Annotated in this window: 12 protein-coding genes; 4 read left to right on the top strand and 8 right to left on the bottom strand. The window is 68.0% G+C overall.

The features are described from left to right. Both BrevBR_RS02365 and ligA read right to left on the bottom strand, forming a co-directional pair. The gene (locus BrevBR_RS02365) at positions 1-1,224 is read right to left on the bottom strand and encodes a hypothetical protein (RefSeq protein WP_339999809.1); all 1,224 of its coding nucleotides are present in this window, start codon (positions 1,222-1,224) and stop codon (positions 1-3) included. 83 nt (positions 1,225-1,307) lie between these two features. Next, entirely contained in the window at positions 1,308-3,647 is a 2,340-nt protein-coding gene (gene ligA / locus BrevBR_RS02360) for an NAD-dependent DNA ligase LigA (RefSeq protein WP_339999808.1), read from the bottom strand. A 150-nt stretch (positions 3,648-3,797) separates the two neighbouring features. Between ligA and BrevBR_RS02355 the strand changes: the two genes are divergently transcribed. Both BrevBR_RS02355 and BrevBR_RS02350 read left to right on the top strand, forming a co-directional pair. Then, positions 3,798-4,763 (top strand): M28 family peptidase, encoded by a 966-nt coding sequence (locus tag BrevBR_RS02355; RefSeq protein ID WP_339999807.1) that lies wholly within the window; start codon positions 3,798-3,800, stop codon positions 4,761-4,763. 49 nt (positions 4,764-4,812) lie between these two features. After that, positions 4,813-5,379, top strand: coding sequence for a hypothetical protein (locus tag BrevBR_RS02350; protein WP_339999806.1), 567 nt, complete (start codon positions 4,813-4,815; stop codon positions 5,377-5,379). Between the two features lie 4 nt (positions 5,380-5,383). Here BrevBR_RS02350 and BrevBR_RS02345 read toward each other — a convergent pair whose 3' ends face one another. The 4 genes from BrevBR_RS02345 to BrevBR_RS02330 form a co-directional block, all read right to left on the bottom strand. Continuing rightward, on the bottom strand, positions 5,384-6,892 hold the full coding sequence (locus BrevBR_RS02345) for a Ppx/GppA family phosphatase (RefSeq protein WP_339999805.1): 1,509 nt from the start codon (positions 6,890-6,892) through the stop codon (positions 5,384-5,386). After that, entirely contained in the window at positions 6,892-9,114 is a 2,223-nt protein-coding gene (locus tag BrevBR_RS02340) for an RNA degradosome polyphosphate kinase (protein WP_332640851.1), read from the bottom strand. The genes BrevBR_RS02345 and BrevBR_RS02340 overlap by 1 nt, the downstream gene beginning before the upstream one ends. A 105-nt stretch (positions 9,115-9,219) precedes the next feature. Next, positions 9,220-10,179, bottom strand: coding sequence for an RcnB family protein (locus BrevBR_RS02335; RefSeq protein WP_332640850.1), 960 nt, complete (start codon positions 10,177-10,179; stop codon positions 9,220-9,222). A 164-nt stretch (positions 10,180-10,343) separates the two neighbouring features. Then, positions 10,344-10,943, bottom strand: coding sequence for an RcnB family protein (locus BrevBR_RS02330; RefSeq protein WP_339999804.1), 600 nt, complete (start codon positions 10,941-10,943; stop codon positions 10,344-10,346). A gap of 159 nt (positions 10,944-11,102) precedes the next feature. Here BrevBR_RS02330 and BrevBR_RS02325 point away from each other — a divergent pair, with 159 nt between their 5' ends. Continuing rightward, complete coding sequence (locus tag BrevBR_RS02325) at positions 11,103-11,822, top strand: glutathione S-transferase family protein (protein WP_339999803.1); 720 nt, start codon at positions 11,103-11,105, stop codon at positions 11,820-11,822. Positions 11,823-12,016: 194 nt separating this feature from the next. Further along, positions 12,017-12,319 (top strand): sel1 repeat family protein, encoded by a 303-nt coding sequence (locus tag BrevBR_RS02320; RefSeq protein ID WP_332640847.1) that lies wholly within the window; start codon positions 12,017-12,019, stop codon positions 12,317-12,319. Positions 12,320-12,362: 43 nt separating this feature from the next. Here BrevBR_RS02320 and BrevBR_RS02315 read toward each other — a convergent pair whose 3' ends face one another. Next, on the bottom strand, positions 12,363-12,746 hold the full coding sequence (locus BrevBR_RS02315) for a four helix bundle protein (RefSeq protein WP_332640846.1): 384 nt from the start codon (positions 12,744-12,746) through the stop codon (positions 12,363-12,365). 93 nt (positions 12,747-12,839) lie between these two features. Then, positions 12,840-13,622: a polysaccharide biosynthesis/export family protein gene (locus BrevBR_RS02310; protein WP_332640845.1), complete on the bottom strand. Its 783-nt coding sequence runs from the start codon at positions 13,620-13,622 to the stop codon at positions 12,840-12,842. Between the last annotated feature and the right edge of the window lie 79 nt (positions 13,623-13,701).

Here is a 13,701-nt window from a genome sequence, read left to right as displayed (position 1 = left end):
TCAGCCAGCCTCGGCGCGTTTCGAGCCGAGGCTGGCGTGGGAGGCGCCGGCCAGACCGGCCAGAGCCAGATATTCGGGCCGCGACAGGCCGTGAATGATCACGGACCGGGTGACCTTTCTGGCGTTGGCGACGGCCCGTTCGGCCCAGGCCATGAACTCCTGATGGTCCAGCGGGTGGCCGCCGGCCTCGAAGGCGACGCCCTGAAGCCGGACGTCGCGCAGATGCTCGGGTGCGCGCACGGGCGCCTCGCGCAGCTTGCCGACGACGACGAGGCAGAACGGCTTGATCAGCACGGTGACGGCGGCGAGGGCGCTGCCCGGCACGCCCTCGATGTCGCAGATCTCGCAGACCAGGCCCTTCTCGACGCCGGCGGTCGCTTCCTTGAACCGGGCGATCAGGGGCCCGCGCCCGCGCTGGCTCGCCAGGGTCGTATAGGAGACTGGCAGGAGGAGGGTCGGCTGTTTGGCGTTGCCCTGTTCCGAACGCAGTCGGCTGACGCCGCGCGCGATGGTGGCGAGATCGACGCGTTCGACATCCGCCGTGGTCAGATTGCGCAGGTCCTGGACGTTCAGTTCCATTCCGTCCGGCATGCTCAGGACCCGGCGGGCGATCCGGAAGCCGATCTGGGCGAAGGTCTTCAGCTCAAAGACCGGTTCCAGGGTGCAGGACACTCTCAGGGTGCGGCCGTCGGCGGCGACGAAGGGGTTCCAGGCGTCGGGCAGGGGCGACGCCTCCAGCGGGAGGACGCGAGGTTCGGTGCGGGCGGCGTCAAGCGCGAAGGCGCCGTCGATCTCGGCGGCGAAAATCCGGCCGCCGTTGAGGCTGGTCACCTCCAGCACATCGAGCGCTTCGGGCACGGCGCCGCCCAGAAAATGAGCCAGCAGGTCCCGCATGTAGAGCATGCATGAGGCCTGGCCGCCGAACTTGCCCAGTTCGGGCTGGACCACGAGATAGTCGGTCGGCGAGACGCGCTGGAAGAAGCCGCCGCTTTCGAGGTGTTTGCCCAGGGTCCGCTCGACGTGCTGGTAGACCTGCTCGCGTCGGCCTTCCCAACGGTCGCCGAGGCGGTCGGCGATCGCGTCGAGGCCGATCAGGTTGATCCGCCCCTCTTCGAGCATGCCCGAGGCCTGGAAACGTTCGAGCAGGGAACCGAGATCTTCGCTGGAGAAGCGCTCGACGGGCGGACGCGCGTCCGGCCCGCGATCGGGGCGGGTGTCAGGCATGATTCCCTATGAACGCGTTCGGCGTATTTATCGATCCGGTTTCTGATCCGGAACACGTTCCTGTTGCATAGCCTGGATGCAAGTCAGCCGATCAGGCTCAGCCACTCGTCCTCGGTCAGGACCCTGACCCCGTGCTTGAGCGCTTCGGCCATCTTGGAGCCCGCGCCGGGGCCGGCGACCAGATAGTCGGTCTTCTTCGAGACCGAGCCGGACACCTTGGCCCCCAGGCTTTCGGCGCGGGCCTTGGCCTCGTCGCGGGTGAAGCGTTCCAGGGCCCCGGTAAAGACGACGGTCTTGCCCGCAACGGCGGTGTCCGACTTCGGCTTTTCGGCGTCCTCGATGCGGTCCAGCTCGGCGACCAGGGCGTCGACCATGGCGCGGTTGTGGGTCTCGCGGAAGAACAGGGCCAGGGCGCGGGCGGCGACCGGGCCCACGCCCGATACGCCGGCGATCTGACCGAGGCCCTCGGACGGGCCCTCGTCACGGGCCACGGCCGCCAGTCGCACCAGACCGGCCCAGTCGTCGGCGAGCGTCGCCAGACCACGGCGGGCGGGGGCGGCGAGGCCGGGGAAGGCGAGGGCGATCTTCTGGTCGATAGGAGCCTCGGGCCAGGGATCGACGGCGGGCGGCGAAGCTTCGGCCAAGGCCGCCACCACGCGGGGGGAGACGGCGTGGGCCTCGTTCAGCCGGACCCAGTCTTCGCTCGGAATGCCCTCGGCGGCGGCGAGGCAGGCGGTCTCCAGGGCCGGCCAGGTCTCGAAGGCGCGGGCCAGGACGATGGAGGTCTGTTCGCCGATGTCCCTGACGCCGAGGCCGTAGATGAAACGGTCGAGTGCAATGGTGCGCCGGGCGTCAATGCCGGCGACCAGATTGCGCACGCTGGTCTCGCCATAGCCGTCCTCGGCGCGCAGGGCGTCCAGCTTTTCTGCGTCGCGGGCCAGGCGGAAGATGTCGGCGGGCTGGTTGATCCAGCCGCGCTCGTGAAAGGCGGTCAGCTGTTTCTCGCCCAGCCCCTCGATGTCAAACGCGCGGCGGCTGCAAAAATGCTTGAGGTGTTCGATGCGCTGGAACGGGCAGGCCAGTTCGCCGGTGCAGCGGCGGACCACGCTCTCGACGCCTGAGGCGTTGGTCTCCTTCACCAGCGCCGTCTTCAGCGGGCAGATGCAGATGTGCGGGAACTCCCACGGCTCGCCGCGACCGGGGCGATCGGCGTCGACCACGCCCAGGATCTGCGGGATGACGTCGCCCGCTCTCTGCAAGGTCACGGTATCGCCGAGGCGGACGTCCAGCCGGGCGATCTCGTCGGCATTGTGCAGGGTGGCGTTGCGCACGACCACGCCGCCGACGGTGACGGGGTGGAGGCGGGCCACCGGTGTGTGCGAGCCCGTGCGGCCGACCTGGATGTCGATGCCCTCCAGCACGGTGGTCGCCTGCTGGGCCGGGAATTTGTGGGCGATGGCCCAGCGCGGAGTGCGGGCGACAAAGCCGAGGCGCGCCTGCCAGTCCAGTCGGTCGACCTTGTAGACCACGCCGTCGATGTCATAGCCGAGCCCCGCCCGGTCAGTCTGGAGGCCGTCGTAGAGGGCCAGCAGGCCGTCCCTGTCCTCAACCCGTTGCGACCGCGCGTTCACCTTGAACCCCCAGCGTTCCAGCGCCTTCAGGGCGTCAGCCTGGGTCTCGGCGAACGGTTCGGAGGTCTCGCCCCAGGCGTAGGCGAAAAAGCGCAACGGGCGGGCGGCGGTGACCGCAGGGTCCTTCTGGCGCAGCGAACCGGCGGCAAAATTGCGGGGGTTGGCGTAGGTCCGCGTTCCGGCCGTCTCCGCCGCCGCGTTGAAGGCGTCGAAGGCGTCGTTTGGAGCGTAGACCTCGCCCCGGACCTCGACCACGGCAGGCCAGTTTTCGCCGGGTTTCAGTGTCTGCGGAATGTCGTCGAGGGTGCGCAGATTGGCGGTGACGTCCTCGCCCGTGCGTCCGTCGCCGCGCGTGGCGCCGGTGACCAGCACGCCGTTCTCATAGCGGAGATTGGCCGACAGGCCGTCGATCTTGGGCTCGGCGACGAAGACCACGTGCTCGTCGGCGGGCAGTTTGAGGAACCGCCGGATCCGGGCCACGAAATCGGAGACCTCGGCCGCGTCGAACGCGTTGTCCAGCGACAGCATGGGCACGCCATGGCGCACGGGCGCGAACTGGCTGGAGCCGGCGGCGCCGACGACCTGCGAGGGGGACGCGGGCGTGGTCAGGTCGGGAAACCGTTCCTCGATCTCGAGGGCGCGGCGCTTCAGGGCGTCGTACTCGGCGTCGGAAATTTCGGGCGCGTCCTGCCGATGGTACAGGGCGTCGTGCCGGGCCAGTTCGGCGGCCAGCCGGTCGAGTTCCTCGCGCGCGGCGGACTCGGTCAGCTGATCGACGGGGGTCTCGGACATGCGCGGCTCGCGGAAGGAATCCAGCCGCCGTTCTAGCATCGCCCTCACCCGCCTTTCGAGGGGGGCCGGTCGATTGCAGGCATGACGGCGAGTTAATCTGACAGCGCCGCCGCGCCCCGCTAGCGTCGCGGCGATTCCCAGGAGCCTCCCATGCAGCAACCCCGCCTCGCCGCCCTGTCGCCCATCATGGCGGCCCTGTTCCTGTCGGCCTGCGCGAGCGCGGCGAGCCAGCCGGTCGTCGTCGCGCCGCCGGCCCCCTCCGCCACGCACGCCCGGCTGCTGGAGGATGTCCGCATCCTCGCCGCCGACGACATGCAGGGCCGCGACACGGGCGCGCCCGGCGGCGAGATGGCCCGTAACTACATCGTCGGACGGCTGGACGGCCTCGGCGTCGTCGCCCCGCCCATGGGCCGCCTCCAGCCTTGGGAAATGCAGGGCCGCACCCGCACGGGCCCCAGGACATTCAACGGCGTCAACGTCATCGGTCTGATTCCGGGCACACGGGTCGCCGACCGCTACATCGTCGTCACCGCCCACTATGACCACGTCGGGGTCAACGCCGAGGGCCAGGTGTTCAACGGCGCCGACGACAACGCATCGGGTGTGGCCACCATGCTGGCTCTGGCCGCCGAGCTGAAGCGTCAGGCGCCCGAGCACAGCGTGCTGATCGTAGCCCTGGACGGCGAGGAGCACGGTTTGCTGGGCGCGAAGCATTTCGTCGAGGCGCCGCCCGTGCCGCTCGAATCCATCGCCATGAACCTGAATTTCGACATGACGGCGCGCGCCGAGACCGACGGCAAGCTGTGGGTCACCGGCACCTATCAGAACCCCAATCTCCGGCCGATCCTGGAAGGCATCCGGCCCAACGGCGCTGTCGCGCTGGCGTTCGGCAAGGATACGCCACAGGACACCGGCGAGGACAACTGGGTCGAGTCCTCGGACCACGCCGCCTTCTACAGGGCGCAGTTGCCGTTCCTGTATCTGGGCGTGAACTACCATCCCGACTACCATCGTCCGTCAGATGATTTCGAGCGCATCACGCCGTCGGTCTTCATCAGCGCCACCGAACTGTCGATCACATCGTTCCGGGCCCTGGACGCCGCCCTGGACCGCTAAAGCTCGACAGCAGACGCCGCGCGTGCTCCGGTTGGGGCCGGAGGAACCCATGCGCATCACGACTCTCGCCGCCGTCTTCGCCGTTCTCGGCGCCGCAGCCTGCGACCGCCCCGCCCAACCGGCCGACGCCCCGGCGGATGCGCCCGCGGCGCCCGCCGCCTCGGCCTTCAGCTACGCCTCGACAGCGGATCTGTCGGGTTTCTACATGCCGACCAGCCGGGTCCGCGCCGGCAAATGGGACCTGGACCACGTCTTCGTCGGTCAGGCGGCCGAGTTCCAGGCATGGACGGGCGTGGAGACCGAAACGACTTTCGCTCCAGTCATGATCGAGTTCAGCGACCCTGCCAGCCCGATGGCTGAAACCGAGCTGGGAGAAACCCGCAGCGTCAAGGCCCGGGTCCTGCCGACCCGCTACGCCGTGTCCGACGACCGGATCGAATTCGAGGGGACCTCGCCCGAAACGGGCCTGGTCCGCTTCGACGGCCGCATCGATCAGGGCGCGTTGGCGTCCTCGCGGCGCAACCTGGGCGACGAGGGGGTGGTGGTGACCGGAACCCTGACCGCCGGCGGCCAGACGGTGAACGACGTGAAACTGCGCTGGTGGATGGGCGACTGACGGCTCAGCCGCCGTTGCGGATATCGAGCTTCAGGCCCATGGCCTCGGCCAGGGCCTTGCCCCGCCGTCTGGTCTGTTCGCCCAGCAGGACGTCGGCATAGCCGTCGGATGCGGTCAGCACGAGCGTCTCGTCCCTCACCGCGGCGCGGGCGTTGACCAGCAGCTGAGGGGCGCGGCCGGACAGGTCGCAGGCCAGCCGGATCGCCAGTCCCAGCGTCCGCGCGGCCAGCAGCTGTTCCTCGGTGAGAAGCCGCGCCATCGTCTTCGGCTCCGGGGTCGCCGCGGGGCCGCCGTAGCGGGCGTTGACCGCCGTCGCCAGCCAGGCGCGCTCGGCGTGGCTCTGGCCCGGGACCGGGGCGCGCAAGACCTGATCAAAGGCCAGTTCAACGCGGTGGTCGGGGTGCAGCCGGGCGCCGAGATCGGCCAGACGGCAGGCGGCGTCGGCCAGCACGTCGTCGCGAACCTTGTCGAACGTCACCGGCATGGCTGCGAGCAGGGGGGCGATCCAGCCCTTCAGCGCGCCGGGCAGGGTGGGGGAGATGCCCTGTCTGGCGCCCAGGGCCGATGAACCCGCCAGCAGGGGATCGGCGGCGGCGATATCGGGCTCCAGCGCCTCGTAAAGCAGACCCTCGCGTACGCCCCAGGCCGAGACGACGATGCGTTTCAGGCCCAGCTTCCGGACCAGTCCCTCCATCACCAGGGCGGCGTGGGGCAGGGTCTCGGAGCGCTTCTTCGACACGCCCGGCCATTTCTCGAGGGAGGCCCTGGAGGCCCGCGCCACCAGACCACAGGTGGCCAGCACCTCATCCGCGCTCATGGAATACTGATGCACGATGCGCAGCGGGTAGCCGTTCATCTCCATATGGACCTGGGCCAACGTCCGCCAGGCCCCGCCGACGGCGTAGAGGGTGTCGGTCTTGAAATCGGTCGCGGGCTTCAACCGTTTGGCGATGGCCTCGCGGAGCCGGTCGGCGTCGAACAGTCCCTCGTCGGCGAAGGAGAACGGACCCAGAGGCAGGGTCACGCCGCGCTCGACCTTGCCCCCCGCCAGACGCACCAGTTCGAGGCTGGAGCCGCCCAGATCGCCGGCCACGCCATCGGCGTCCGGAATGCCCGCCAGCACGCCGAGGGCGGCGTAGCGGGCCTCCTCCTCGCCCGAAAGGATGCGGATCCGAAGTCCTGTCTCGGCGGCGACCTTTTCACAGAAGGCCTGTCCGTCCGCGGCCTCGCGCACCGCCGCGGTGGCCGCGACGAAGACCATCGCCGGACGCACGCCTTCGATCACCGCCGCAAACCGCTTCAGCGCCGTGAGCGCCTGGGCCGCGCCCTCGACCGAGAGGTGGCCGGTGGCGGCCAGATCGCGGCCCAGACCGGCCAGGACCTTCTCGTTGAACACGGTCCAGATCGCGCGGCCTTCCAGCCGGTAAAGGACCAGACGGACGGAGTTGGAGCCGATGTCGATGGCAGCGACGTCGCGCGGCGCGCCGATGGCCGACATAAGGGCCTCGGGCATCAACGCTTCTTCCGCGAGGGCTCGTAACTGAGCTGGCCGGGCAGGGTTTTTACCTTGCGGCCGCGTCCCGACAGGCTGGGGTTGGTCATGAAGTATTTGTGGGCCGAGAAGGGCCGTTCCGGATCGGCCGGCTGAACGCGCTGATAGGCCCCGTCGGCGGACAGCACCCAGCTCTGGGCGTCGTCCTTCAGATTGGCGACCATGATCTGGTCCAGCACCTGGTCATGGACGGTGGCGTTCAGCACGGGAGTCATAAGCTCGACCCGGCGGTCCAGGTTCCGGTTCATCCAGTCGGCCGAGGAGATGAAGACCTTCGCCTTGTTGTGCGGCAGGTCGCGGCCATTGGCGAAGGCGACGATGCGGGCGTGCTCAAGAAAGCGGCCGACGATCGACTTGACCCGGATGTTCTCCGAAAGGCCCTCGACGCCGGGGCGCAGGCAGCAGATGCCGCGCACGATCAGCTCAATGCGAACGCCCCATTGGCTGGCCCGGTACAGGGCGTCGATGACCTCGGGGTCGACCAGGGAGTTCATCTTGGCCCAGATGGCGGCGGGTTTGCCTTGAGCCGCCGCGGTCATCTCCTTGCCGATCAGGTCGATCAGCGTGGTCTTCATATTGAGCGGTGACACGACCAGCGCTTCCAGCTCGTCGGGCTGGGCGTAGCCGGTGATGTAGTTGAACACCCGCGAGGCGTCCCGGCCCAGCATGGGGTCGCATGAGAACAGGGACAGGTCAGTGTAAACCCGCGCCGTCACCGGGTGATAGTTGCCCGTGCCGAAATGGCAGTAGGTGCGCAGGGCCTCGCCCTCGCGGCGCACCACGACGCTCAGCTTGGCGTGCGTCTTCCATTCGACGAAGCCGAAGACGACGTGGACGCCGGCCCGCTCCATGGCCCGGGCCCAGCGCAGATTGGCCTCCTCGTCGAAGCGCGCCTTGATCTCGACCAAGGCGGTGACGTTCTTGCCGTTCTCGGCCGCCTCGATCAGGGCGGCGACGATGGGACTGTCCTTGGAGGTGCGGTACAGCGTCTGTTTGATGGCGATGACGTTGGGGTCGCGCGCGGCCTGCCGCAGGAACTGGACCACCACGTCGAAGCTCTCGAACGGGTGGTGGATCAGCATGTCCTTCTCGCGCACGGCCGCGAAGATGTCGCCGCCGTTGTCGCGCACCCGCTCCGGATAGCGCGGCTCATAGCCCTTGAACTTCAGGTCGGGGTGGCCGGACGGGATCAGGTCGGCGACCTGGGCGAGGCCCAGCATGCCGGCGACCAGGACGATGTCCTGGGGCGCGGCGTCCAGCTGGTCTGTGATGAAGGTGCGCAGATCGTCGGGCATGGACGCCTCGATCTTGATGCGCACGACCGAGCCGAGGCGGCGCTGCTTCAACGCCTCCTCAAACTCCATGACCAGATCCTCGGCCTCTTCCTCGATCTCGATGTCCGAGTCGCGGATCAGGCGGAAGACGCCGCGCTCCTGCACGTCGCAGCCGGGGAACAGGTGGTCGATGAACAGGGTCAGCAGGCTTTCCAGGCTGACGTATCGCTTCTTGCCGGGGCTGGAGCGGCCGTCGGTCGCCAGCGGCCAGAACCGCTTCACCTGGGTCGGCACGGGCACCAGGGCGTAGAGCGTGCGGTTGTCCGAACGGCGCCTGAGTTTCAGCGCCAGCGAGAAGCCGAGGTTGGGCAGGAAGGGGAAGGGGTGGGCCGGGTCGATCGCCATGGGCGTCAGCACGGCGAACAGTTGGTTCAGGAATTCCGGTTCCAGCCGATCGCGTTCGGTCTTGGTGATCCGGTCGGCGTCGACCACCTCGATGCCGGCCGCGGTCAGTTCCTTGCGCAGCTTGCGCCAGCGCCGTTGCTGCTCGGCCATCAGCCCGCCGGCGGCGATATTGACCTTGTCCAGCTGTTCGGCCGGCGTCAGACCGTCGGACGACAGCACCCGCACCCGCTCGCGGACCTGGCCTTTCAGCCCGGCCACGCGGGTCATGAAGAACTCGTCCAGGTTATTGGCCGAGATCGACAGGAAACGCAGCCGCTCGAGAAGGGGGTGGGCCGGATTGGCGGCCTCTTCCAGCACCCGGCTGTTGAAGGCCAGCCACGAGATCTCGCGGTTGAAGAAACGGGCGGGGGACGCCATCAGCTCTTCGGACAGGTGCAACTGAGGGGCGCGGGAAGAAGGGACTTCCTCGCCCCGTGTCTTGTCGCTGATCGCCGCGTCGGTCATGCACCGGTTCTGGCGTGTCCCGAGCGCCGCTGCAACCTTCCTTCCAAACGCGAAAACGCCGCCCGATCCTGCGATCGGACGGCGCTTCCTCCGCAGGCTGACGAACTACCAGCGCCAGGCGTCGTAGATGACCTCGATGATGTAGCCGTCATAGGCGTCGATCAGATAGATGTGGTTGTCCACCAGCACCCAGCGCGTGCCTTCGGGCGGATAGCCCAGGCCGTAGGTGCGCCAGTCGTTCAGCTGGTAGCGCCAGAAGATCGAGGGCAGGTACTGGCCCTCGTAGTATCGCTGGCCCCAGTAGTTGCGGGGCACCTGGTAGTAGCCGTAGCCCGGCGCGAAATAGAAGCCGATGCGCAGGCCGTTGTAGCCCCGGAACCGCCGGTCGTGGCGCCACCAGTCGGACCGGTGGCTGCGGTTCCAGTCGCGCCGCCAGGCGTTGCTGTTGAAGCGCTGGCGGAACTCGCGGTACTCGCGCCGGTCCTGACGGTTTTCGCGGCGATCCTCGCGGCGATCCTGCCGGTCGTCGCGACGGTCTTCCCGGCGCTCCTGGCGGTTTTCCTGCCGGTTCTCGCGCCGTTCCTGCCGCTGTTCCGGAGTCCAGGGCGTGTCGGGGCGGTTTTCCCGCCGGTCCCCGCGCCGATCCTGCCGGTTCTCCTGACGGTCCTCGCGGCGCTCCTGACGGTTCTGCTGCCGCGCTTCACGGGCGCGGGCGTCCAGGATGTCCTGACGGTTGCGGAACAACGGCTGGTTCGGATCACGCGGCGGCTGGGGCGTACCGGAGTCCGACCGGTTTTCGCGGCGTTCCTGCCGGTCCTCCCGGCGCTGTTCGCGATTCCCGGGCGGTTGAGGGCGTTCCTCCCGGCGCTCCTGCCGTTCCTCGCGGTTGGGGCGCGGAGCCTCGGCTCGGGCGGTTCCGTCGCCACGTTCCTCGCCGCCGTTCTGGCGGGCGGCGGCGCGGCGGCCGCCGCCCCGCTCCCCGTCCTGGGCAAGAGCTGTGAGCGGCGCAGCTGCGGGCACGGCGAAGGCCGCCACGGCCGCGGCCATCATGAGTGAGCGTTTCATTCTCGTATTCTTCCCCGCACGTCCCTGTCAGACGGCTTGATGCAAAGGTCGCGCCCGGTCGATGAACCGTGACTGAACGGTCAGGGTCGGCGCATTAAACTTCGGACAGAAAAACGCCCCGCAGACGGATACCTGCGGGGCGTTTCTCAAACAGGTCCCATCGCCTAGAAGGCGCCGGACAGCACGCTGGCGATCAGGCCGGTGGCGACGGCGATCATGACGATGTCATTGCCGGCGTGGACGTAGCGATAGCCGCGCGGCGCCGGCCCCAGGCCGTACACATACGGATCGCGCACGTAGTAGCTGCGATACGCCGGCGGCAGGTAGCTCCCGCGCGACCAACGCTGGTTGTAGTAGCGCGGCTCGACCCGATAGTAGCCATAGCTGGGGGCGTACCAGTAGCCGCTGCGGGTGCCGCGATAATCGCGGAAGTCGTCCCGCCCGCGCCACCAGTCGCGATTGTTCCGATCCCAGCGCTGGTCGCGGCGGAAGTCCCGACGATCGTCGCGCCGTTCCTCGCGGAAGTCCCGCCGGTCGTCGCGCCGGTCCTCACGGTATTCGCGGCGGTTGTCATACTGACCGTTGCGCCAGTCGCGGCGGTCGTCACGGCGCTCCCGGCGATAGTCCTGACGATCGTCGCGGCGGTCCTCGCGATAGTCGCGGCGGTTCTCGCGGCGATCGCCGCGGTCCTGGGCTTCAGCGGCCAGCGGGGCGGCAGTGGCAAGCACCAACCCCAGCACGGCGGCTCTTGTGAAGCGGTTCATGGTCGTCTCTCCAGCCTGGCGGAAAGGGTTTACCGCCGTTAATCATGGGCTGACGCTCTGCCCAGGCCGATGAACCGACCCTGAACACGCTTGTCAGGTTCGCTGTTGTGCGCGCGGACGGCAGCGCCCACCTGATGCTATGCCGCTTCAGGAGCCTGCATGACCCGTCCGATCGAACTCTGGTACTGGCCCACGCCGAACGGCTGGAAGGTCTCCATAGCCCTGGAGGAGATGGGCCTGCCCTATGAGATGAAGCCGGTGAATATCGGCGCCGGCGAGCAGTTCGCTCCGGCTTTCCAGGCCATCAGCCCCAACGGCCGCATGCCGGCCATTGTCGATCCGGACGGACCGGACGGCATGCCCCTGTCGATCTTCGAGTCCGGCGCCATCCTGCAGTACCTCGGCGCCAAGACCGGGAAATTCTATCCGCATGACCTGCGCGGCAAGGCAGAGGTCGACCAGTGGCTGTTCTGGCAGGTGGGGGGCCTCGGGCCGATGGCCGGCCAGACCCATCATTTCCGCCAGTACGCCCCCGCGATCATCAAGGATCAGCGCCAGATCGCCTATGGAGTCCGCCGTTACACCGACGAAACGCACCGGCTTTACGGCGTTCTGGACCGAAGACTGGCCGACCGTGACTTTTTGGCCGGCGAATATTCCATCGCCGACATGGCCAACTGGCCATGGATCCTGCCGCAGCTCCAGGGGCAGAATCTGGATGAGTTTCCGCACCTCTCCGCCTGGGTGAAACGGGTGGGCGAACGCCCCGGCGTCGTCGCCGGACGGGCGCTGGGCGAGGCCCTGCGGGGAAATCTGGCCTCTTCAGACAAGGCCGCCGAGGCGGCGCGCAAGGTCCTGTTCGGCCAGCGGGCGCGGTGATCTTTCGTTAGGCGGTATGACCGGGAGATTTACGAGAGATTTCAGAGATCTGAATCGTTGGTGAAGTATTCGTTTCCGCTCTTGAGAAACGCCGCGCGAGCCGTTTCGCTGTTAACTTTAACTTCAAACCACGGGTATTTGATCGTTGTCAGAGGGCAGGGCCAGAATGGCTCCGAACCCGGGAGATAACGGTGATGAACGCGCAAGAAATGGCGCCGGAAGTCGATCAGGAGCAGGGCCTTCCCCTGCCCACCGCCGACATGAGCGGCGATGATCTGTTCCGGCTCGGCATGATGTATTCGAGCGGCCAGGGCGGTTGCCCGATGGACCGCGTCTCGGCCCATATGATCTTCAATCTCGCCGCCATGAAGGGCAGCATCGAAGCGCGCGTCTACCGCCGCGAGATGAGCCAGGAGATGGAGCAGGACGAGATCGCCGAGGCCCAGAAGGCGGCCCGACGCTGGATCGACGCGGGGGTGGTGTCGCTGGCGGCTTGAGCGGCAACTTAGTGGCTAGTGGCTAGTGGCTAGTGGCTAGTGGCTAGAGAGCCGCCGCTTTGCGACGGCTCAGTGAGGCGGACAGCGCCATCAACATTCGACTGATGTCGTCCGCCGCCTGAAGCAAGGCGTGGGAGTCCGCATCGGGGAGGAAACCCAGGCGGTTGGCGATGATGAGCTGTGTCTCCGCTTCCGCCAGCGACCCTTGAGCCATCCCAACAAACTGGATGAATTCCCCGGTGCTTCGTCTCGCGGCGCCCTCGGCGATGTTGGAGGCGACGGACACAGCCGAACGTCTGACCTGGGCGATCAGTCCGAACCTTTCATCCGTGGGCCAATGCGCCGTCGCTTCGTAGATCGCCTCCGCCAAATCCAGCGACCGACGCCATACCTGCAGATCGCGATAGCTGTTGACCCTTCCGGTCACCTGTCCCTCGACGGCGTCAGACCTTGCGCGAAACTAGCCACTAGCCACTTCGAGCGCACAATGTTCTCTCATTGTTCCGCCGTCAACCGTGCGTCAGAAGCTCTGATATTGCCCGCCGATGGCGTAGCTGAAGCCGACCGGCAGGGCGTTGCGGAACAGGGTGACGAAATTGGCCACCTCGCCCAGCGTCGAGCGCGGCACGAAGATGATGTCGCCGCGCCGCAGGGCCACGACCTCGCCCCGCCGCGGCCGCAGGTCGATCGCCCGCATCATCCGGACCCCGCCCCGTCCGCGCCGGATCAGCGCAGCTTCGCCCTGTTTCGCGGTCGGCAGGAAGCCGCCCGCCTGGATGACCGCCTGATAGGCGTCGATGTCGCCGGTCATGTCATAGACGCCCGGCGTGCGGACCTCGCCGTCCACCCAGACCCGGATCGGCCCCGCCGTCTTCAGCGTCACCTCGACCAGCGGCCGGCGCAGCTGGCTGGCGTAGGCGGCCGAGGCGTCGGCCTCGAGCTCGGCGATGGTGCGGTCCGCGGCCATGATCTGGCCGACCAGCGGCAGCGAGATGCGTCCGTCCGGTCCGACCTTCTGCGTTCGCGTCAGCTCCACGGCGGTCGGCGTGGCGATCTCGATCTCGTCCCCGGGGTAGAGGACATATTCCGGCTCGGCATCGCTCCAGTCGGCGAAGCTGACGCCCGGGAAGCCGGTCCGGCCCACGTCCCGCACGCGGTCGCCGCCGCGGCCGTCCTGGGGCAGGGGCATGCGAGAGGCGTAGTCGCCGCCGCCGGTCAGCCCGTTCGCCACGCCGCCGCAACCGCCGACCATCGCGCCGACTCCGGCAAGGCCCAGCAGCATAAGGCGGCGGTCGATGGACATGGAGACTCATTCCCGAAAGCGATGTTGAGGTCAGGGTCGTCGCTTATGGGTAACCATGGGTTAACGCCGGTGGCCCAAG

Source organism: Brevundimonas sp. BR2-1, assembly GCF_037626195.1.
Classification (GTDB): domain Bacteria; phylum Pseudomonadota; class Alphaproteobacteria; order Caulobacterales; family Caulobacteraceae; genus Brevundimonas.
The sequence above is the reverse complement of the archived record's forward strand: the minus strand, read 5'-3'. Positions and strand labels throughout refer to the sequence as shown.